The sequence below is a fragment of the Paenarthrobacter sp. OM7 genome, assembly GCF_029873575.1.
In the GTDB taxonomy this organism is placed as follows: Bacteria; Actinomycetota; Actinomycetes; order Actinomycetales; family Micrococcaceae; genus Arthrobacter.
In genome coordinates this window covers 3,303,252-3,324,091 of the sequence record NZ_CP123579.1, presented here as the reverse complement: position 1 = coordinate 3,324,091, position 20,840 = coordinate 3,303,252, and the positions used below count along the sequence as shown (strand labels likewise).

Below are 20,840 nucleotides of genomic sequence, written 5' to 3'. Positions count from 1 at the left end.
ATGCCGCGCTCTGGGATTTGTGGGTCCCGCCGAGGCAAGTGTGACCACGGTAACAGAAAATTCGAGTAGCCACTCGAATTTCATATGAAGGCTGTAACGCGCATGTACACTGGCTAGCCATGACCACAAAGGACGTGGGCCGCGCAGCGAGGCGGGGCCCCTACGCGAAATCCGAGGAACGCCGCCGGACCATCCTGGATGCTGCCCACGAGGTGTTTGCTGCCCACGGGTACCGTGGCGGATCGCTGCAGGATGTTGCTGACCGGGTGGGGATGAGCCAAACCAGCCTGCTGCACTATTTCCCATCCAAGCGGGATCTCCTGATGGCAGTCCTGGAGCGGCGCGACGAGATCACCGGCGACGCCTTTCCGGACGACATGGAGGAAGGCCTGGTTGACTCGGTCATCCGGACGGCGCTCTTCAACGAGAACATTCCGGGCGTGGTTGAGCTGTACATCGTTCTGTGTGCGGAATCCGTCACCGACTCGCACCCCGGGCGGGTGTACTTCACCGAACGCTTCGAACGGCTGCGTAAGAGCTACGCGCTGCGCTTCGCCGAGCTGGCAGCCGAAGGCAGGCTCAGGCCCGGCGTGGACCCTGAGTTGGCTGCCATGTCCCTGGTTGCCCTGTGGGACGGGCTGCAGACGCAATGGCTGCTGGCCCCCGACGAGGTGGACGTGGTGAAGGGTCTGCGCGGCTATTTCACGCTGGTGGTCCTCCCCGAGCCCTGACCCAACTGCGACTTACTTGGGTGAGTTAGCCGCGGAAGGCCCCGATGCCCGTGATGTGCTGGCCCAGGATCAGCGTGTGGACCTCGTCCGTGCCCTCGTAGGTCCGCACGGATTCAAGGTTGTTGGCATGCCGCAGGGGTGAATAGTTCAGGGTGACGCCGTTCCCGCCCAGGATGGTGCGGGCTTCCCGGGCGATCTTGATGGCCTCGCGGACGTTGTTCAGCTTGCCCAGGGAGATCTGCTGGGGCCTAAGATGGCCGGCGTCCTTCAAACGGCCCAGGTGAAGGGCAAGCATGGTGCCCTTCTGGATCTCCACCAGCATGTTCACCAGTTTCTCCTGGGTCAATTGGTAACCGGCCAAGGGGTGGCCGAATTGGAGCCTGGTGCCCGCGTACTCCAGGGCAGCTTCGTACGAGTCGCGGGCAGCCCCCATGGCCCCCCATACGATGCCGTAACGCGCCTCGTTCAGGCACGTGAACGGTCCGCGAAGTCCAGCGGCGCCCGGGAGGATGGCCTCAGGACCCAGCCGCACGTCGTCGAACGTTACATCGCACTGAACTGAGGCACGCATGGAGAGCTTCGGCTCGATCGGCGTCGCCGTTACCCCGGCTGTTCCGGCGGGTACAAGGAAGCCCCGGATTCCATCCTCCGTGTTGGCCCACACCACCATGACATCCGCAATGGACGCGAGCCCGATCCAGCGTTTGGCGCCATCCAGGACCCAGCCATCAGCAGTTTCACGGGCGAACGTGGTCATGGATGATGGATCCGAACCCGCGCTGGGTTCCGTTAGCGCGAAGCATCCGATCAACTCGCCGGCCGCCATCCGCGGAAGCCACTGCTCCTTCTGCGCCTCGGAGCCCCAGCGGTGGATCGCCGTCATGGCGAGGGAACCCTGCACCGAGACGAACGTGCGGATCCCGGAGTCTCCGGCCTCCAATTCCATGGCTGCCAAACCGTACTCGACGGCGGACCTGCCGGGACAGCCGTACCCCTCAAGATGCATCCCCAGAACCCCGAGCTCGCCCAGCTCGGGGGCGATCTCCCTCGGGAAATGAGCGTTCTCATACCAGCGTGCGATGGCGGGACGGATCCGTTGGGCCGTGAAATCACGGACTTTGTCGCGGAGAGCCAGCTCCTCCACCGTCAGCAGGGAGTCGAGGGCCAGGACGTCGGAGGTGTTCGTCGTTGAATCGCTCATTCCAGCATCCTAGGCGGCTGGCCCGCCGGCCGGGACCATGCAGCCCGCCGGCCGGGGAATCCCCTTCAGTAGTATGGAGGCGGGGGTCGCACACGTCCCCCTCTGCGATTTGGTTAACTTGGGGGATTTTGCATGGCACTGCCTGACGTCGATTTAAGGGCCGAGGCGGCGGCCGCACCACCGCGTACACCGGTACAACCATCCTCGGTGCCCCTTCGCCTGCTGCCGCTGGCCGTGGTTGCGGTTCCGGTATGGATGATGCTCGCCGACTGGGCCAAGCAAGGCCTGGACTTCAGCGTCTACTGGTTCGGCGGAAGCATCCTGAACCAGTCCGGGACGTCGCCGTCGGACCTGTACGGCCCCACTGTCGCTTCAGCCGGCGGCCCGCAGCTCCCCTTTACGTACCCGCCGTTCGCGGCCCTCGTGTTTGGTGTGTTGGCCCGATTGCCACAATCATCGGCGCTCATGTTGTTCAACGTTGCAGGCGTCGCCGTGGCGGCCTGGGTGTCTGTCACCATCGTCCGGTACTGGTCATCGAAGCCAGATCTTCGGAGTGCGCTGTCGTCCAAGAAGAACTGCTGGATAGCCGCCGCGTTGTTCCTCGGAGTCCTGTTCCTGGGGCCGTGGCGCGAAACGCTGGCGTTCGGGCAGATCAACATCATCCTCATGGGCCTGATGGTCATCGACCTCCTGGGCGGTCTGTCCAAGCGGCGGGGCTTCCGGGGCGCAGGCTTCCTGGTGGGTGTTGCGGCCGGCATCAAGCTGACGCCTTTGGTGTTTGGCCTGTACTTCCTGATGCGCAAGGACTGGCGTGGGCTGGCGAACATGTCCATCGGCTTTGCCGGCACGGTGCTGCTTGGCTGGTTGTTGAGGCCTGCGGAGTCCTTGCAATTCTGGTTGGAAATCCTCCCCGATACGTCCAGAATCGGCGGCGCCGGCTACGTGGACAACCTCTCCATCAAGGGCGCCCTCCTGCACTTCGGCGTCCCGCACGACGCCGTAACCCTGCCCTGGATCGTCTTGAGCGTGGCCACTGTGGTCCTGGCGGCTTTGCTCATCAAGGCGGCCAGTGACCAAGGTGCACGCGTTATTGCCCTTTCGACGACGGCACTTGCCATGCTGCTCATCAGCCCGGTTTCGTGGTCCCACCACTGGGTCTGGATGGCTGTCATCCTGCCGGCGTTCGCCTGGACCATCAAGGAAACACCGGCCCGTTACCAGGCCCAACGGGTAGTGATGAGTGCCGTGCTGGCTGTTTCAACACTGGTGTTCTTTTTCTCGCCCAAAACCATCGGCACCGCCCTGGGTTCGCCTGACTTGAATGTCCAGACGCCTGGTTTATGGATCATGGCGTCCAGTGCAGGTGTTTTCTGTGCCGTGGCCATCCTCGTCTGCTGGTTCGTTGCCCTCCGGCGTCACTCAGTCCGGATTGAGGACGTTCCGGATGTGCCGACCCGCCTGCGTCAATGGGCCGCAAGGCAACGCTGAGCCTGCGTTCCTTTCCATTTGGTCCCGGCTTCCAGCCACAGAACCAAAGAAAGGGCCGGAAACACCCGTGTCGCGGGGGTTTCCGGCCCTTTCTGGAGGACTAACCGGGAAGGTGCGCCAAGACTATTCGCCGCGTACCACTCCGGCCTCGGGCCGCTCACCGGTGAAGTAGCCGCGGGTGGACGGTGCGAAGCGGCACACGATGGCCAGCACAACACCAAGGGCCAGCAGCAGTACGCCGCTGACAAATGCCCCGCCGATGCCGAAGATCTGCGTGTCCCCGTACGACGGGTCCCACATCTGCACTGCCGAGATGAAGAAAGCCGCCGTCAGGGACAACGCTCCGAGGAGTGGCAGGATGCCCCGGAACCACAGGTTGCGGGCAGAATCCTTCAGCGTGGAGCGGAAGAACCACACACAGGAGAAGCCGGTCAGGGCGTAGTAGAACGCGATGAACAAGCTGATGGCGCTGATGGAATCGGACAGCAGGTTTTCGCTGAGGAAACTCATGGCTACGTAGTACACCACGGCCACCGCACCCATGACCTGGGTGGAGAAGCCCGGGGTCATGAAGCGCTCATGGACCTTGCCGAACCGGGCGGGGAGCGCACCGTGCACGCCCATGGACAGTGTTCCGCGCGCGGTGGGCAGGATGGTGGTTTGTGTGGAAGACAGGACGGACGCCAGCACAGCCACGATGATCAGCCAGCCCCAGGGACCCAGCACTACGTCTTTCATGGCCAGGAAGACGTCATCCTGGTTGGCCTCATTGCCCAGGCCGATGCCGTCAGTACCGATCGTGGCGTACATCATCACCAGCAGTGCAACGGAAACGTAGATCGCCACCAGCACGGAGGCTGAGATGACGGCCCCTCGGCCGGGGGTCTTGGCAGGGTTTTCGGTTTCCTCGTTGAGGGCCAGGCACGTGTCCCAGCCCCAGTAGATGAACAACGCCAGCAGCACACCATGGACCACTGCGCCGGGGTCGGCAAATGCGCCGGCCGGGTTGAACCATTCAAAGTCGAACGCCTGTCCTTCAGGCGCTCCGCCGGCAATGCGGAAGACAATGGCCACCGCGAAGATACCCAATGAGATGTACTGGATATAGGTCAGGGTGCGTTGGACGTGCTCGCCCAGCCGGATGCCGCGATGGTTCACATATGTCATGAATACGATGAACAACACGCCGGTGGCCGTCACCAGCCACTTGTTGTCGGCCAGGGAACCATCGCCGATCAGGAGCCAAAGGTACTTGCCGGCAATCTGCGCCAGGTTGGCCAAAACCACGATTCCGGCGAGGGCCACGCCCCAACCGCCCAGCCAGCCGGCCCACGGGCCGAAGGCTTTGCGGGCCCAGAAGAACGTGGTGCCGCAGTCCGGCATGGCGCTGTTCAGCTCACGGAAGGCGTAGGCAATGAACAGGACCGGGAGGAAGCCGAGGATCAGGATCAGCGGCGTGTAGTTTCCGTTGACGGCAACAATGAGCCCCAGCGTGGCCGCCAGCGAATAGACGGGCGCGGTGGATGCCAGGCCCAGCATGACGGAGTCGCCAAGGTCAAGGATCCCGGCGTGAAGGCCTTTTGAGGGCACGACGGCGGTGGGGTCGCCGCCCGCTGAGCCGCCACCCGGCGTCGAGGTTTCAGTGCTCATAGTGCAGCTCCGTAGGAAGTAGCAGGGGGCGCGATGGGCGCCGGGGCGTCAATGGTATTGGGGACAAAACGGCAGAAGTAGTCCGTGATGGGGCCGTCCGATTCCCGGATGCCGCAACCGACGGATTCGCCATCCACTACCCACAGACCCAGGACAGGATGGTTGCCATCGAAGTCGGGCAGGGAGTGGTATTGCTGGAAGCACCAGCCTTCACGGCCATAGCCGCCTGGCTGCTGGATCTCAATGCCGGGGGCGTGGATGCGGATGTTGTCGCCTTCGCGTCCATGCAGCGGTTTGGCCACCCATTCCTTGAGTGGGCCGGGATCGCCGAGGTAGGCCGGCAGCAGGTTTTCGTGGTGGGGGTACAGATGCCACAGGGCCGCCAGCAGTGCTTTGTTGGACAGCAGCATTTTCCACGCCGGCTCAACCCAGCGCGGATTGTGGGCGCGCTGCAGAAGGCGCTGCCCGAACGGCTCCTTCATCATCAGCTCCCATGGATACAACTTGAACATGGTGCTGATCATGAAGTTGTCCAGGTCCACGAACCGGTTCAGGTTGGGGTCCCAGCCGATGTCGGACATGTTGATGCCGATGGTGGTCCAGCCACCCTGGCTTGCGACATCCCGCATGTAGGCCGCCGTCATCCAGTCCTCGCCGGATTCCTCCGCTTCGGAATGGGCCACGTGGAGCGTGCTCATGCCCGTGCGGAACTGCAGCTTCTTCCACTGCCGGATCAGGGCCTCATGGATTCCGTTCCACTGGTCTTTTTCCGGGAAGACGTCCTGGAGCCAGAACCATTGGGCCACGGAGGCTTCGATCAGCCCGGTAGGGGTATCGGCGTTGTACTCCAGCATCTTGGCCGGGCCGCCCTTGCCGTCATAGATGAAGTCAAAACGGCCATAGACATCCACATCCGCGGCCAGCAGTGACTCGCCTGCCAACTCCAGGGCTTGCTGCCCAATGCCGAGATCGCCCATGGCGCCGGTGGCCAGGTACTTGGCGGCCTCCAGGCACATGATGTGCATTTCTTCCGCGGTTTTCTCGAGGGTCTCCACCTCGTCCACGGTGAATTCGTAATACGCCGATTCGTTCCAGTATTCGATTTTGCGGCCGTCGGGCATGGTGGTGGTCGAAAAAACCAGGCCCTGTTCTTCGATCTTTTGCTTCCAGTCCGGCCTGGGCTCGGAGGGCAGTCGACGCACGCCTAGCCTCCCGAGCTTCCGCCGCTTTTGGAGCTGCTGCCAAAGCCGCCGCGGCTGACCGTTCCACCCTTGGTGCTGTAGCCCGTGGAGGACTTGGCTCCTGTTGGGACGTTCTTGGTGTAGCTCGGGTAGGCGTTGCGGTTTTGCCCCACAGCAGGCACGCTGGCGCCGCGGGAGTAGAAGTACCAGGCGTAGACACCGGAGCTACGGCCGGCCGAGCTGCTGTTGTTGCACTCGTTGTCGTCAACACGCTCGCCGGTTTCCTCATTGAAACAGACCTGGGCGTAGTCAGCTTCCTGCTCGTTGCTGGCAACGATCGCGGTAATGGTTCCAGCCAACAGTGCTGTCACGCCAAGGCCGACGACGACGGTGCGGCGCTGCGACCGCTTCTTCTTCTTCGCTGCCTCGGCCTCGCCGCGTTCGCGTTCCTTGGCGAACGGATCCACCACGGGGAGGGGCTGCCCCGGTTGAGGAGCTCCGGTCGCGCTGGGAGCAGCGCCTGCAGGTGCCTTCCTGCTCTTCCGCGTCGGTTTGTCCTGTTGCGGGTTCTCCTGAACAGGAGTGAACAGCTCAGGGTGGAGTTCTGGCTTGGGCACCTGCCAAGGTGGGGGCTTGGGCGGATTGTTGCCCGCTCCGAAGTCGCTGTTGTTGTCCCTGCTGCTGCCGTTGTTGCCGGCTGCGTCAGGGCTGTCTTTCGGGCCCATGTATATCCCCCTGGATAGACCGTTGAAGTGTCCGGCGGTACACCGGACCGGAATGCTCAGAGCAAGCCTAGTCCTTGCGCGCCGTGCAGGCACGGATGACGCCGGCAAATGGGGAGAACTCCCCACCGCGGGAAGCGTGTAAGGATGTAGCCATGGCGGCACCTGAGACCTACAGCAACGGCGACGACGGCGTGCTGCTCCGGCTCCCGCCGGTTCGAGGCATCGGCCGGGGGCGTGTGGTGACAGGTTTGGTGCTGGCACTCATGCTGCCGCCCGCCGTCGAACTCTTGGTGACGTTACTGAACTTCCGTAACTTCGCCATGATCATGCTGCTGCAGTTGGCCGTGGCGGTTGCGGTCGCCGCGATCGGCGGGTTGTGGCCTGCAGTGGTGGCCGCGGTTTTGGGCAGCTTCCTGCTGAACTACTTCTCGGCCGATCCGGTTGGCTCGCTTTCCATTGCCGACCCCACCACGCTGTTCACCTTGGTGGTGTTCCTGGCAGTGGCCTGCGGTGTGGCGCTCGCGGTGGGCCTGGCCAGCAGGCGGGCCCAGGAAGCAGCACGATCCGAAGCCGAAGCCACTGCCCTGAGCGAGTTGGCTCTTCGGATCCTGAGTTCGGATGGAAGCCTGGAGACCTTCCTTGAGAAGGTCCGGAGCAACCTTGGCATGGAAGCAGTGACGTTGTTGGGCTCCGCACCCCCGGGCGCGGCAGCCACGCCCGGGGCGGCTCCCGCATCGCAGGTCCTGGCGAGCGCCGGCCCCAATCCGCCGGTGACCCATGCCGCCGCCGACCATGCCGCCGTCGTCGATCCCCAGTACACGCTGCTGCTGCGCGGCGGACCCCTGACACCGCAGCGCCAGCGGCTGCTGGCCGCCTTCGGAGCCTTTGTGGTGGCCGTGCGCGAGCGGCAACAGTTGGTGAAGAGCCGGCGGGACAATGTCCGGCTGTCCGAGGGCAACAAGATGCGGACATCCATTCTGCGCGCCGTGTCGCATGACCTGAGGACGCCGTTGGCCGGTATCAAGCTGGCTGTCAGCAGCCTGCGCCAGGAGGACGTGAGTTTCCCTCCAGAGGTGGAGCGGGAACTGCTGGAGACCATCGAGGACTATGCGGACCGCCTGGATCACTTGGTGGACAATCTCCTGGACATGTCCCGAATCACCGCAGACGCGGTCAATCCGCTGCTGACCGGGATCGGCTGGGCTGAGGTACTGCCGCAGGCCCTGCGAGGTCTTCCGCATGAGCGCCTCCGCAACGAACTGCCACCCAACCTTCCCCCGGTGCAGGCCGATGCCGGCATGCTTGAGCGCGTGGTGGCCAATATCGTTGAGAACGCCGTGAAGTACGCACCGGAATCGGATGTGGTCCTGACAGCACGGGCTGGTGCCGGCATCACCTTGGGTGACCGGCCTGCCGGCGAACTGCGGATTGTCGATCATGGCAGGGGAGTGGGCAGTGAGGAAGTCCTCACCATGTTCCAGCCGTTCCAGCGCTTCGGTGATTCGCCGGCGCCCGGACACACTGCCGGCGGCGGGATCGGGCTGGGCCTCGCAGTGGCCAAGGGGTTCTGCGAGGCCATGGGCGGGAGACTCGCTGCGGAGCCGACGCCGGGTGGTGGCTTGACCATGGTGGTCACTTTGCCGCTGTGGACTGGTGGCGCGCAATGACGGTGGTACTTATCGTCGAGGACGAGGCCCGGATCGCCCGCGCCATGCAGGTCACGCTTCAGGCCCATGGCTACCAGGCGTTGTCGGTAGGCAACGGTGCCGATGCCCTTCAGGCCGTTGCCAAGCAGCCTGTGGAGATCGTGGTGCTGGACCTCGGGCTGCCGGATATGGACGGCGTGGAGATCATCCGCCGGATCCGCGGCTGGAGCAGCATGCCCATCATTGTGCTCTCTGCCCGGCACGCGTCGGAGGACAAGGTGGAGGCGCTCGACGCCGGTGCGGACGACTACGTGACCAAGCCCTTCGGTTTGGATGAGCTGCTTGCCCGGCTTCGGGTCGCCTCGCGCCGTGTGGTCATCGGGCATGAGGAACCAACGCTGGCCACCACCGACTTCATGGTGGACCTGGCAGGCAAGAGAATCGTGAAGGACGGGGCTGAGGTCAGGCTGACGCCTACGGAGTGGAACATCCTGGAGCTGCTGGTCCGTAATAAGGGGAAGCTGGTGAGCCAGCAGCAGATCCTCACCCAGGTGTGGGGGCAGGCCTACGCCAAGGAAACCCAATACTTGCGCGTGTACATCGCCCAGCTGCGCCGGAAGTTGGAGCGGGATCCGGCAGAGCCCCGCCATCTGCACACGGAAGCGGGCATGGGCTACCGTTTTGATCCTTAACCCCGCCCCGGACCGTCCGTAGACTGATCCCATGAACACTGCTTCCCTCCTGGCCGTCTGCCGTGTCCACCAGCTGTTGCCCGACTCCGGCAGTGTGGGAGTCACAGCCTTGGACAAGCGCCCCGTCGAAGGACCCGTCAAGGTTCATAAACTGGGCGTCCACGGGGATGTGCAGGCGAACCGCATCGACCATGGTGGAGAAGACCAAGCGCTGTATGCCTATTCGCAGGCGGATGCCGATTACTGGGCGGGCGAGCTTCAACGGGAGGTGCCGGCCGGTCTCTTCGGCGAGAACCTGCGGGTGGCCGGCATCGAAACCACCGGTGCGGTCATCGGGGAACGGTGGCGGATCGGCCTGGAAGTGGAGGTCGAAGTGACGTCCCCGCGGGTTCCTTGCGCTACGTTCCAGCGGGTTCTGGACGAGCCGCAGTGGGTGAAGCGGTTCACGCAGGCCGGACGTGTGGGCACGTACCTCCGGGTGATCAAGACAGGGACCTTGTCCGCAGGCGACCATATTCACCGGACGTTCGTCCCGAAGCATGGCATCACGGTGGGCCAGTGGTTCAGCGAGCCGACGCCGGACCTTGTCCAGGCGTTGCTCGATGCGCAGGCCGACGGGGAGATCCGGCTCCAGGACGACTACCACTCCACGTTCGATAAAGTCCTGCGCCGTCACGGCCTTCAGTAGTTGCGAAGCGGCGCTGACAGCAAGGGTGTGAACAAGCTCACCGCCCTTCCTTGAGGCTTAAGTCGCGGTGAGGCCACCCCGTGCCCTACACTTGAAATATCCCCCACTCCGGAAATCCCTTTATCCTGCCCAATTCTTGAGGCAGGACTGGTAAGTGTTGGGGCCCGCAATTGTGTGCGGGCATTTTCATAGGGAGAGCCGGCTAAAGAAAACGCTGTACAGACTGCTGGGATAGCAGCCAAGAGATGCAGCGGGAAGTCCTGCCATGGGATTGCGATAGCGCCGGACTTCTTGCGAGAGCAGGGCACTTTGCCTGCCTTCGCGACGAGTACTGCGGCCAAGCCCAACCGGGCCGCGCCGACTACCCTATGGATGAGGAATTTCCCCCTATGACCGAAAATCTCAACGAAAACTTCGACGCCCAGACCACTGAGTCCGCTGAGTCCGCTGTTGCAGCAGAGACCACCGCGCCCGCCGAAGCTGAAGCACCGGCTGCTGCCGCTGCCCCCGTCGAGAACGCTGCAGCCGAGTCTGCAGCCCCCACCTTCACCGAAGCTCCTGCTCCCAAGGCAGAAGAAACCGAAGCTCCTGCCCCCAAGGCAGAAGAAGCGGAAGAAGAAGGCGTACGCTTCGTCGATCTTGGCATCGACGGCCGCGTTCTGGCCGCGCTGCAGGATGTCGGCTACGAGAAGCCGTCACCCATCCAGGCAGCCACCATCCCGCTGCTCCTCGAAGGCCGCGACGTCGTTGGCCTCGCCCAGACCGGTACCGGCAAGACCGCAGCTTTCGCTGTTCCCGCCCTGTCCCGCCTGGCAGAACTCCACGACCTCAACGGTCCCTCACGCAAGACCCAGGCACTGGTCCTGGCCCCGACGCGTGAATTGGCCCTCCAGGTTGCCGAGGCTTTCACCTCCTACGCCAAGCACATTGACGACTTCACGGTCCTCCCGGTCTACGGTGGCTCGGCTTACGGCCCGCAGCTCGCCGGACTGCGCCGTGGCGCCCAGGTTGTTGTCGGTACCCCCGGCCGCGTGATCGACCACATCGCCAAGGGTTCCCTGGACCTGTCCGAGCTCCAGTACCTGGTGCTGGACGAAGCTGACGAAATGCTGCGCATGGGCTTTGCCGATGACGTTGAGCAGATCTTCCAGCAGACTCCGGAAACCCGCCAGGTTGCGCTGTTCTCTGCCACCATGCCGGGCCAGATCCGCCGCATGTCCAAGCAGTACCTGAACAACCCGGCTGAAATCTCGGTGAAGTCCAAGACCACCACCGGCGCCAACACCAAGCAGCGTTACCTCCAGGTCATGGGCCCGCACAAGCTGGACGCACTGACCCGCATCCTCGAGGTTGAAGAGTTCGACGGCGTTATTGCCTTCGTGCGCACCAAGATGGCTACCGAGGACCTCGCCGACAAGCTGAAGTCCCGCGGCTTCCAGGCTGCCGCCATCAACGGCGACATCCCGCAGCAGCAGCGCGAACGCACTGTGGACGCGCTGAAGGAAGGCCGCATCGACATCCTCGTTGCTACCGACGTCGCTGCCCGTGGCCTTGACGTGGAGCGCATCAGCCACGTCATCAACTACGACATCCCGCATGACACCGAGTCCTACGTGCACCGCATTGGCCGTACGGGCCGTGCAGGCCGTTCCGGCGACGCGATCCTGTTCATGACGCCGCGCGAGAAGTACCTGCTGCGTTCCATCGAAAAGGCAACGCGCCAGCCGGTGGAGCAGATGCACCTGCCCACCGCCGAGACCGTGAACACGCTGCGCCTGGGCAAGTTCGCCGAGCGCATCACCGAGACCCTTGCGTCCGAGGATGTTGCAGCGTTCCGCGACCTCATCTCCTCCTACGAGGAAGAGCACAACGTTCCGGCTTCCGAGATCGCTGCAGCCTTGGCCGTCATGGCCCAGGGTGGACAGCCGTTGCTGGTCAAGGAACTGCCTGCCGCTCCTGAGTACCAGAAGCGCGAGCGCTCCAAGGACGGCTTCGGCTCGCGTGGCCCGACCCGCGCACTCACCGAGGGCAACGCTACCTACCGGATCGCCGTCGGACGCCGTCAGCGTGTCATGCCGGGCTCCATCGTTGGCGCCATTGCCAACGAAGGTGGCATTTCCTCCGCACAGATCGGTGGCATCGACATCCGCTCGGACCACTCCCTCGTGGAGCTTCCGGCAGACCTGAGCGCGGATCAGTTGCGCGCTCTGTCCCGCACCCGCATCGGTGGCGAACTGATCCACCTCGAACTGGACAACGGCCGCAAGCCCAGTGGCGACCGCGGCAGCTACTCCGGTGGTGGCGCCGGTGGACGTGGTGGCTATGGCGACCGCGAGAACCGTGGTGGCGGCAACTTCAAGGGCAATGGTGGCTTCAAGAAGGACTTCCGCAAGTCCGACGGCGAGCGTACCTCCGCTGACCGTGGCGGCCGCTCCTACAGCGACCGTTCCGAGCGCACTGCAGGCAGCTACGGCGACCGCGATCGCGGCCAGGCCAGCGGCTCACGCTTCGGCGGTCATGGTGACGGCGCCCGCAAGCCCCGCACCGGTGGCGAAGGCGCAAACCGCGACTTCAACCGCAAGGGCAAGTGGTAAACACTTCCTGGTGGTAAACGCCACCACATGCTGGACACTCAGTTATTCCCGTCAGGGGGTCGGCTTTCGAGCCGGCCCCCTGCGGCATTTAACGTCGATGCTCCATCGCCACCGATCCCGCTCCCTGGCGTCCCATGTGGGCACGGGTTCCCTGTGGCCCCGGCCGGCCGTACGATCGAGGCACGGCAGAACGCAAGCAGAACGCAAGCAGAACGCAGGAGGGTGCTCCATGGGATTGCTGGACAACGTGAAGAAGAATCTGGGCCTGGGTGACAAGGGGCGCGGCGATCAATTACTGCACGGCGACAAGGATCACAGGGATGATGCAGGGTCCGCTGCCCGCGACGCAGCTCCCGCCGAGGCCACCGCTCCAGCAGCCCCATCAGCCGGAAGCCAGGCCGCGGAGGATGCTGCCGCCGTCGGGGTTTCAGCAGCTGACCGGGACGCCGCCGAGGCCGCTGCAGCCCAGGCGGCCCAACAACAGGCAGCCGCGGACGCCGCAGCAGCCCAGGAGGCCCGTCAGGAAGGGCTGGAACCCGATGCCCCCGAGGTCCGGCTGCAGGCGCAGGAGGCGGCCTCTGAGGCCGCTGTCGGGGCAGGACAGCAGGGACCTGTGGCCCCGCGCGTCACGGAGGTGGTGGTGGAGCAGGGAGACACCATGAGCGGCATCGCCGCACAGTTCGGAGTGGATCTCGGTGCTTTGATCGCGACCAACGCCGATACTGTGCCCAATCCAGACCGGATCTACCCCGGACAGGTCCTTCGTCTGCCCTGATTCGTGCTAGTGAAGAGGGCGAAAATAGATCAAGGAAGCCGCGTCTTCGCAAATTGTGTCGACGCCTGTTTTCCGCGTGCTTTCGCCGATTTGTAGCTTCTGAAAACGTCCGGTAGAGTATTTACTCGTTGCCCCCCTAGCTCAGTGGTAGAGCGCGTTCTTGGTAAGAACGAGGTCACCGGATCGATTCCGGTGGGGGGCTCTGAATGAGGGCCTGTGTCAAGGCGGTTTTGACCGGCTTGACACAGGTTTTTCTCATTCGTGGCGGTGTAGCTCAGTTGGTTAGAGCGCACGACTCATAATCGTGAGGTCGGGAGATCGAGCCTCCCCACCGCTACAGAGCAAGACCCCGCAGCATTCGCCTGCGGGGTCTTTTTTCGTTCCGTGGGACAGAATGGGTCCATGAGTCGAATCGCAATCATTGGCGGCCACGGGAAAGTGGCCCTGCATCTGTCCCGCATCCTCAGTGGCGAAGGTCACGACGTCACGTCTTTCATCCGAAATCCCGATCATGTGGCAGATGTCACGGAAACCGGCGCAGAAGCGCAGGTGCTTGATGTGGAAAACTCGACGACGGCGGAACTCGCCCAGGCGCTCGACGGCCACGACGCCGTGGTCTGGTCCGCAGGGGCCGGCGGGGGCAACCCGGACCGGACCTATGCCGTGGACCGCGACGCCGCCATCCGATCGATGGACGCCGCCGCACAGGCCGGCGTCAAGCGGTATGTCATGGTGTCCTACATCGGCGCGGCGAAGGACCATGGGGTGCCAGCTGACAATCCATTCTTCGCCTACGCGGAGGCCAAGGCTGCTGCGGACGACTACCTGCGTGCCACCGACCTCGATTGGACCATCCTGGGCCCGGGAACCTTGACCGACGAGCCTGCAACGGGCTTGATCCAGACCGACCCCGAGAACCCCGGCAGCGGAACACAGACGTCGCGGGCCAACGTTGCGTTGGTGACGGCCGCCGTCCTGGAACTGCCTGGCACCATCCACCGGACCATTGCGTTCAAGGATGGCACCGCGGACGTGGTGGACGCGCTCACGGAGGACTGACCCGGAATCGGAGGCGTGGACCGTCACTCCGCGTGGACCGTCTGCACTCCCGGGATATGTTGGTAGGGAACTTTTTCGGCTTTGTCCGGGGAGGGCCTTACAACGTCCGGGGAAGCAGGAACATGGATCAGTTGGCGCTCATTGTCGGGTTGCTGCTGGCTACGGTGGTGGCAGTGGGCCTGGGGGACCGGCTCCGGCTTCCGTACCCGGTCCTGATGCTGCTGCTGGCTGTGGCGTTGACCTTCATCCCGGGTTTCCCTGAGTTTGAAATTTCGCCTGAGCTGATCCTGCCGATCTTCCTTCCGCCGCTCCTGTTCGCCACCGCGCAGAAGAGCTCGTGGGCCGTCTTCAGGGTGCGGTGGCGGACGCTCCTGCTCCTGGCCGTAGCTCTGGTGGTGGTGTCAACGGCTGTAGTGGCCGGTGCTGCCTGGCTGATGATCCCGGGCATCGGAATCCCGGCGGCCATCGCTTTGGGTGCCATGGTGGCCCCGCCGGATCCCGTTGCCGTTGAGTCGGTAGCCGGCCGCGTCCACATGCCGCGCCGCCTCATCACGGTCCTGCAAAGCGAAGGGCTTTTCAACGACGCTGCTGCCATCGTCATCTTCCAGGCTGCCGTGGCGGCCACCGTGTCCGGGAAGGAAGTGGGCCCGGAGGTCATTCCGCAGTTCATCATCGGAGCCGCGCTGGCTGTGGTGATCGGCATCGCCATGGGTTGGCTGACCAAGTTCATCACCACGTTGGTCACGTCCATGGTGGCCCGCAGTGCCGTCACCTTGGTGGTTCCGTTCGCCGCCTACATTCTCGCGGAAGAGTTGCACGCATCAGGTGTGGTGGCCGTCGTCGTTACCGCCTTGGAGTTGCAGCGCCATACGCGGCCGCAGGATGCCGCTGAACGCATTACGCGGACGGCGTTCTGGGATGTGGTGGAGTTGCTTGCCACAGGCCTGGCGTTCGGCCTGGTGGGGCTGGAAATCCGCCACGTTATCCGGGACGAGGGGACTGCGATCTTCGGGATGATCGGCATGGCTGTGGTTGTCTGCATCCTGGTGTTCGTCGTCCGGTTCTTGTGGCTGGGCCTGCTTGCCCTGACGGCCCGGAGGCGCAGGAACCTCCTGCAGCCCACCTCACCCAAGGAAGTGCTGATCCTGATGTGGTGTGGCATGCGCGGCCTGGCTACGTTGGCGTTGGCGCTGGCGCTTCCCTTGACCCTGCCGGATGGCAGTGACTTCCCGGCCCGGCACGAGATCCTGGTGATTGCCTGCGCCGTCCTCCTGGCAACCCTGGTGCTTCCCGGCCTCACCTTGCCATGGCTCATGCGGGTGCTGAAGGCCACCGAAGATGGTTCTCACGAGCAGGATGCCGCCAAGGTCCTCGCCAAGCGCGCCCAGTCGGCTGCGGTCGCCGCCTTGAAGGACCACGACCTGATGAAGGAACTCCCGGCGGAGAAGGTGGCGCTGGTCAAGGAAAAGATGCGCAGACTGCATGCGGAGTTGCTCGATGGCACCCTGCAGAACGAGTCGGTCGCTGAAAAGCGCAAGCGCGGACGGGAGTTGTCCATCGCGGTGCAGACCATCGCGTTGGATGCTGCACGGCAGGAAGTGGTGGCGGCCCGGAACGAGCTGGGTACTGATCCGGAAGTCGCAGATCGCGTGCTGAGGCAACTGGACCTGCGCACCATGTCGATGCCGGACTAGCCGAATTCCGGACTGGCCGCCTGCCGGGCCGAGCGGCAGGAAGCGGTCAGCCGGCAGCCTCGTGTTTCGGCAGCGACGCGGGGTAAAGGTCCAGGGCATGTTCCTCGACATAATCCAGTGCATGCCGGATCGCGCCGAGGGACACGATCCCATCGCCCAAGGGTGAGGTTGCCAGGCGCGGGGGAGTGAAGGTGAACTCCGTCATCTTCTCTTCAATGCCCGGAATCAGTGCGTGGGCCGAGGCCGCCACGGCCCCGGCTATGACCACCAGGTCTGGGTTCACCAATGTACTGACTGAACCGATGACCCGGGCCATGCGTTCAGACAGGCGGTCCAGCACGGTTCGTGCGGCGTCATCGCCCTCTGCTGCGGCTTCGAAGACCATTTCGGCGCTCAGGGATTCAGGATCGCTGCCACAGAGAGTGTGCAGCGAGGTAGTGGTGCTGGCTTCCATGGCTTCGCGGCCCCACCGGGCAGCGTAGTGGGCAATTCCGTAGGTGTCTCCCACGCCTTCCACGGTGTCCAGATAGCCCAGTTCACCGAAGCCTCCGAGCTGGCCGCGGAGCAGGCGTCCGGATTCAAGGATGCCCGAGCCCAGGCGGTCACCGGCCAACATCACCACAAAGTTGTCCACTCCTTGCGCGGTGCCCTGCCACCGTTCGGCCAAGGCGGCCAGGTTGGCGTCATTTTCCAGGAGGACATGCCAGCCGTGCCGCTCAGCGACGATCCTGCGGACGTCGAAGGACCTCCAGAATTCCTGGACGGTGAGGACTTCGCCGTCGCGGCTGACCGGTGCGGCAACCCCCACGGCGACCGCCAGCACTGAATCCGCAGTGACTCCTGCCTGCTTCAGGGCGTCTGCGGCAATGCGGTCCAGCACGTCGGCGCGTTCATCGGCAGGGAGGTTGAAGGTGCGGAAAGGCATGGTGACCCTGGACAGGGATGCCCCTGCCATGTTTGCCACGATTGCCGTGATCTTGGTGGCGCCGATGTCGATGCCGATGACGCTGGCCGCGTCATCGTCGAACACGAAGCGGCGGGCCGGGCGTCCCTTGACGTAGTCCCCGGTACCCCGTTGGTTCTCCAACTCCTGGAGCCAACCGAGCCGGACCAGTTCATCGCAGATCGATATGACGGTGGCGCGCGAGAGCCCGGTGGAGTCCATCAACTCGGTTCCGGTGAGGACACCGGCGCCGCGCATGGCTTTGAGCATTGCGCTGGCGTTGACCCGGCGTACCAGTTGGGTTGACGGTGCAGTCCCGCTCAGCATGGGGTACTCCAAACTCTTGGGCGTCTATCGGGAGCGATAGAACGATCTCTCTAAATTTAGTACATAAATTTAGATTGTGACGCGCTTCCGTTAAAAGCTTGACGCTGTGGCGCACGTCACTCAAACTAGCGATAGGTCATAAATTTATCTCCTATCTAAACTCGGGATGGTCAGCAGCGACCACCCCGGGCACGGCGGCCACAGCGGTCCGCACGACGAAAGGACCACGGAGTCTGTGAAACCTACGCGTAAGAAGCGCCTTGCGGCGATGAGCCTCGGACTGGCCCTGCTGGCCGGTCTCCTCTCCGGTTGCACAGGGGAATCGGGCAAGGAAACCATCCGCTTCACGTTCAGCAAGCGCGAAGCCATTGGCTTCATGACCAAGCTCGTTGCCGACTACAACGCCTCCCAGAGCGACACCGAGGTTGTCCTGGACACCTCGGGGGTGGATGTGGTGTCCGCGAGCTTCGTCCGGGGAAATCCGCCGGACATCGCCTTGGCGAACTACAACATGGAAACCTCACGCTTTGTCCAGCGGGGGGCCTTGAGCGATCTCTCCGGTACGGCAGCGGCGTCAAGGATCCGCGAAGATCTCCAGCCGTTGATGGACCAGTATGGGACCTACCCGGACCGCACCAGCGCGCTGCCCTACTCGATCATGGCCTCCTCGGTCATCTACAACAAGGAAATCTTCGCGGCCAACAACATCAAGGTGCCCACCACCTGGAGTGAGCTGACCGCAGCATGCGATCAACTCAAAGCCGCTGGAGTGACGCCGTTCTACGCCACGTGGAAGGACGACTGGACCATCGCCCAGGGCTGGTTCGACTACTCCGTGGGCGGCCAGGTGGACACGCTGGACTTTTTTGACAAGCTTTCCGCCGAAGGCACCAACGTGGGGCCAAGATCTGCAGTGTCCTTCCAGAAGGACTTTGAAAAGCCTGTTGGCAAGATGCTGGAACTGGCCTCGAAGTACGTGAACAAGGATGCAGCCAGCCGGGCCTACGGCGACGGCAACCTGGCGTTCTCCCAGGGCAAGGCCGCCATGTACCTGCAGGGTCCGTGGGCCTTCAGCGAGATCGCGAAGACGGCCCCTGACCTGAAACTTGGAACCTTCCCGCTGCCCATGACCGAAGACCCCCAGGACCTGCGTGTCCGGGTGAACGTGGACCTGGCCGCCTGGATCCCTGAGGCCTCCAAACACAAGGAGGCCGCAAAGGACTTCCTCGAGTACCTTTACCGGCCCGAAGTGATCGATGCCTACAACAAATCGCAGTTGGGCTTCACTCCCACCAAGGATTCAGCTGCGGCTCCCGATCCCCGGATTGAAGGAATGGTGCGGTACTACGAGCAATCCCAGGTCTACCAGGGTCCTTCAGTGCTGGTACCAAAAACCATCCCGATCATGAACTACACGCAGGCCCTCGTTTTCGGCGCCAGCCCCACCTCCACCCTTAGCACCCTCGACGCAGACTGGGCGCGGCTGGCTTTCCGCCAGTAGCGCCGAAGCAGGGAGTCAACATCATGTCCATCATCACCACCCCCACTACGTCCGGGCAGGACGGCCGGAAGCAGGTTTCGGCCAAGCAGGGCCGTCAGCGGCAGGGCAGCACGCGCCGGGTCGAGCCGATCTTCTACTTTTTCCTCGTCCCCAGCCTCATCCTCTTCACGTTGGCCATCACCATTCCGGGAATCATCGGCATCTTCTTCAGTTTCACCAACTCGATCGGAATCGGTGACTGGGAATTTGTCGGCCTGACCAACTACGTTGCCATCTTCACCGACCCCGCCATCCTGCAGAGCTACCTGTTCACGTTCGGGTTCTCCATCGTCACCGTGATCGCCGTCAACGTCGTGGCGTTCCTCCTGGCCGTCGGGCTGACCTCACGCATCAGGATGAAATCGGCGCTGCGGACCATTTTCGTCATCCCCATGGTGGTCTCGGGCATCATCATCGCCTACGTCTTCAACTTCCTGTTCTCCAACTCGCTGCCCTCCCTTGGCGCCGCTGCCGGGATTCCCTGGCTGGAGAACAGCCTGCTGGCAAACCCGGACCTCGCCTGGGTAGCCATTGTGCTGGTCACTGCCTGGCAGGCTGTGCCGGGTGCACTGCTGATCTACATCGCAGGACTGGTGGCCGTGCCGGGGGACGTCTATGAAGCTGCGGAAATCGATGGAGCCAGCAAGTTCCAGCAGTTGGTCAAGATCACGCTTCCGCTGGTATCGGGCTACGTGGTCATCAACATCATCCTGGGGTTCAAAGGCTTCCTGAACGCCTACGACATCATTGTTGGCCTGACCAACGGTGGCCCGGGCACCTCAACCCGAAGCATCGCGATGACCGTCATCTCGGGCTTCAACGGCGGCGACTACGCCTACCAGATGGCCAACGCCACGATCTTCTTCGTAGTGGCCATTGTTATCTCTCTCGTACAGCTTTCGCTGACTCGCGGACGGAATGCACTCTGATGACCAATCAAGCCACCCTCGCCATCACCGAGCCCACCACCCAGCCCACCGGAAAGAGCCGACGCCGGTCCGAGTCCGCCGTCGAACGCGTCAACTGGCCGGCAACCACCATCCTCATCCTGTGCGCCGTCACCGTGCTCCTGCCGCTGTACGTCACAATCTCCATGGCGCTGAAGACCCAGGGGCAGGCGGTGGATGGCAACGCCTTCTCCTTCCCCGCTCCCTTCAGTTTTGACGGCTTCGTCCAGGCCTGGACGCTGACAAACTTCCCTGTGGGCGCCGCGATGTCCTTGCTGGTGACTGCCGGGACGGTGGTGGCCACCATCATCCTGGCGGCCTTTGCTTCTTATGCGATCGTTCGAAACTGGGAGCGCCGGCTCTTCCGGTATTCGTTCTTCTACTTGCTGGGGGCAATGTTCATTCCGTTCCCCGTGGTGGCGCTGCCGCAGATCCAGCTCACGGGCCGGTTGGGCCTGGACAATCCGTTCGGTGTGATCCTGCTGGCCACCATGTTCCAGCTGAGTTTCAGCGTCCTTCTGTTCACCGCATTTCTCCGGTCCATCCCGATGGAGTTGGAGGAGAGTGCAAGGATCGACGGCGCTACCACCTGGCAGACCTTCTGGAAGCTGATCTTCCCTCTTCTCGCTCCAATGAGCGCCACCGTGGGAATCTTCGCCTTCCTTTATGCGTGGAATGACTTCATGATGCCGTCGCTGATCATCTCCGATCCGTCCCTGCAGACACTCCCAGTGCGGCAAAACCTGTTCCAGACCCAGTTCAGCAACAACTACCACGTGTCCTTCGCGTCCTACCTGATGGCAATGGCCCCGGCGATAATTGCCTACCTGTTCACGCAGCGGTGGGTTATGGCGGGGGTTACCCAGGGGGCCGTAAAGGGCTAGGCCTGTTGACCTGCGGTGTCCGGCCGTTTCATACTGGTCCGGGATATAAATTTAGATACTAAATCAAAGGAGTTT

At 63.3% G+C, this 20,840-nt stretch carries 17 protein-coding genes and 2 tRNA genes; 14 read left to right on the top strand and 5 right to left on the bottom strand.

What is annotated here, in order from left to right:
* Positions 1-119: 119 nt before the first annotated feature.
* The gene (locus QEH68_RS15365) at positions 120-731 is read left to right on the top strand and encodes a TetR/AcrR family transcriptional regulator (RefSeq protein WP_280623293.1); all 612 of its coding nucleotides are present in this window, start codon (positions 120-122) and stop codon (positions 729-731) included.
* Between the two features lie 25 nt (positions 732-756).
* On the opposite strand, the gene QEH68_RS15360 is transcribed toward QEH68_RS15365, so the two are convergent.
* Positions 757-1,932, bottom strand: a complete 1,176-nt coding sequence (locus tag QEH68_RS15360; protein WP_280623292.1) for an acyl-CoA dehydrogenase family protein — start codon at positions 1,930-1,932, stop codon at positions 757-759.
* Between the two features lie 132 nt (positions 1,933-2,064).
* On the opposite strand from QEH68_RS15360, the gene QEH68_RS15355 reads away from it, so the two are divergent.
* A complete protein-coding gene (locus QEH68_RS15355; protein ID WP_280623291.1) occupies positions 2,065-3,420 on the top strand; it encodes a glycosyltransferase 87 family protein in 1,356 nt (451 codons plus the stop codon).
* A 123-nt stretch (positions 3,421-3,543) separates the two neighbouring features.
* Here the strand turns inward: QEH68_RS15355 and QEH68_RS15350 are convergent, their stop codons facing one another.
* From QEH68_RS15350 to QEH68_RS15340, 3 genes are read right to left on the bottom strand one after another with little or no spacing between them, the layout of a single operon-like run.
* On the bottom strand, positions 3,544-5,070 hold the full coding sequence (locus tag QEH68_RS15350; RefSeq protein WP_280623290.1) for an APC family permease: 1,527 nt from the start codon (positions 5,068-5,070) through the stop codon (positions 3,544-3,546).
* The gene (locus QEH68_RS15345; RefSeq protein ID WP_207594290.1) at positions 5,067-6,272 is read right to left on the bottom strand and encodes a glutathionylspermidine synthase family protein; all 1,206 of its coding nucleotides are present in this window, start codon (positions 6,270-6,272) and stop codon (positions 5,067-5,069) included. Before QEH68_RS15345 ends, QEH68_RS15350 begins: the two co-directional genes overlap by 4 nt.
* Positions 6,273-6,274: 2 nt before the next feature.
* Positions 6,275-6,976, bottom strand: coding sequence for a Tat pathway signal protein (locus QEH68_RS15340; protein ID WP_207594289.1), 702 nt, complete (start codon positions 6,974-6,976; stop codon positions 6,275-6,277).
* A gap of 152 nt (positions 6,977-7,128) precedes the next feature.
* On the opposite strand from QEH68_RS15340, the gene QEH68_RS15335 reads away from it, so the two are divergent.
* The 9 genes from QEH68_RS15335 (at position 7,129) to QEH68_RS15295 (ending at position 16,124) form a co-directional block, all read left to right on the top strand.
* Complete coding sequence (locus QEH68_RS15335; RefSeq protein ID WP_280623289.1) at positions 7,129-8,643, top strand: ATP-binding protein; 1,515 nt, start codon at positions 7,129-7,131, stop codon at positions 8,641-8,643.
* A complete protein-coding gene (locus QEH68_RS15330; RefSeq protein WP_280623288.1) occupies positions 8,640-9,314 on the top strand; it encodes a response regulator in 675 nt (224 codons plus the stop codon). Before QEH68_RS15335 ends, QEH68_RS15330 begins: the two co-directional genes overlap by 4 nt.
* 31 nt (positions 9,315-9,345) lie before the next feature.
* Positions 9,346-10,002: an MOSC domain-containing protein gene (locus QEH68_RS15325; protein ID WP_207594286.1), complete on the top strand. Its 657-nt coding sequence runs from the start codon at positions 9,346-9,348 to the stop codon at positions 10,000-10,002.
* A 389-nt stretch (positions 10,003-10,391) separates the two neighbouring features.
* Positions 10,392-12,596 carry a DEAD/DEAH box helicase gene (locus tag QEH68_RS15320; RefSeq protein WP_207594285.1) on the top strand — a complete coding sequence of 735 codons (2,205 nt, stop codon included), beginning with the start codon at positions 10,392-10,394 and terminating at the stop codon, positions 12,594-12,596.
* Between the two features lie 229 nt (positions 12,597-12,825).
* Positions 12,826-13,371 (top strand): LysM domain-containing protein, encoded by a 546-nt coding sequence (locus QEH68_RS15315; RefSeq protein ID WP_207594284.1) that lies wholly within the window; start codon positions 12,826-12,828, stop codon positions 13,369-13,371.
* 130 nt (positions 13,372-13,501) lie between these two features.
* Positions 13,502-13,573: transfer RNA gene (locus tag QEH68_RS15310), tRNA-Thr, on the top strand.
* A 61-nt stretch (positions 13,574-13,634) separates the two neighbouring features.
* Positions 13,635-13,708, top strand: a tRNA-Met gene (locus tag QEH68_RS15305).
* A 65-nt stretch (positions 13,709-13,773) separates the two neighbouring features.
* Positions 13,774-14,430 carry an NAD(P)-binding oxidoreductase gene (locus tag QEH68_RS15300; RefSeq protein ID WP_207594283.1) on the top strand — a complete coding sequence of 219 codons (657 nt, stop codon included), beginning with the start codon at positions 13,774-13,776 and terminating at the stop codon, positions 14,428-14,430.
* A 122-nt stretch (positions 14,431-14,552) separates the two neighbouring features.
* Positions 14,553-16,124: a Na+/H+ antiporter gene (locus tag QEH68_RS15295; RefSeq protein ID WP_280623287.1), complete on the top strand. Its 1,572-nt coding sequence runs from the start codon at positions 14,553-14,555 to the stop codon at positions 16,122-16,124.
* A gap of 46 nt (positions 16,125-16,170) precedes the next feature.
* Here the strand turns inward: QEH68_RS15295 and QEH68_RS15290 are convergent, their stop codons facing one another.
* Complete coding sequence (locus QEH68_RS15290) at positions 16,171-17,394, bottom strand: ROK family protein (RefSeq protein WP_280623286.1); 1,224 nt, start codon at positions 17,392-17,394, stop codon at positions 16,171-16,173.
* Positions 17,395-17,662: 268 nt separating this feature from the next.
* On the opposite strand from QEH68_RS15290, the gene QEH68_RS15285 reads away from it, so the two are divergent.
* Genes QEH68_RS15285 through QEH68_RS15275 form a run of 3 tightly spaced genes read left to right on the top strand, consistent with a single transcriptional unit; the run spans position 17,663 to position 20,765 of the window.
* The gene (locus QEH68_RS15285) at positions 17,663-18,895 is read left to right on the top strand and encodes an extracellular solute-binding protein (RefSeq protein ID WP_280628024.1); all 1,233 of its coding nucleotides are present in this window, start codon (positions 17,663-17,665) and stop codon (positions 18,893-18,895) included.
* Between the two features lie 23 nt (positions 18,896-18,918).
* The gene (locus QEH68_RS15280) at positions 18,919-19,863 is read left to right on the top strand and encodes a sugar ABC transporter permease (RefSeq protein WP_207594280.1); all 945 of its coding nucleotides are present in this window, start codon (positions 18,919-18,921) and stop codon (positions 19,861-19,863) included.
* A complete protein-coding gene (locus tag QEH68_RS15275) occupies positions 19,863-20,765 on the top strand; it encodes a carbohydrate ABC transporter permease (RefSeq protein ID WP_207594279.1) in 903 nt (300 codons plus the stop codon). Before QEH68_RS15280 ends, QEH68_RS15275 begins: the two co-directional genes overlap by 1 nt.
* Positions 20,766-20,840: the final 75 nt, after the last annotated feature.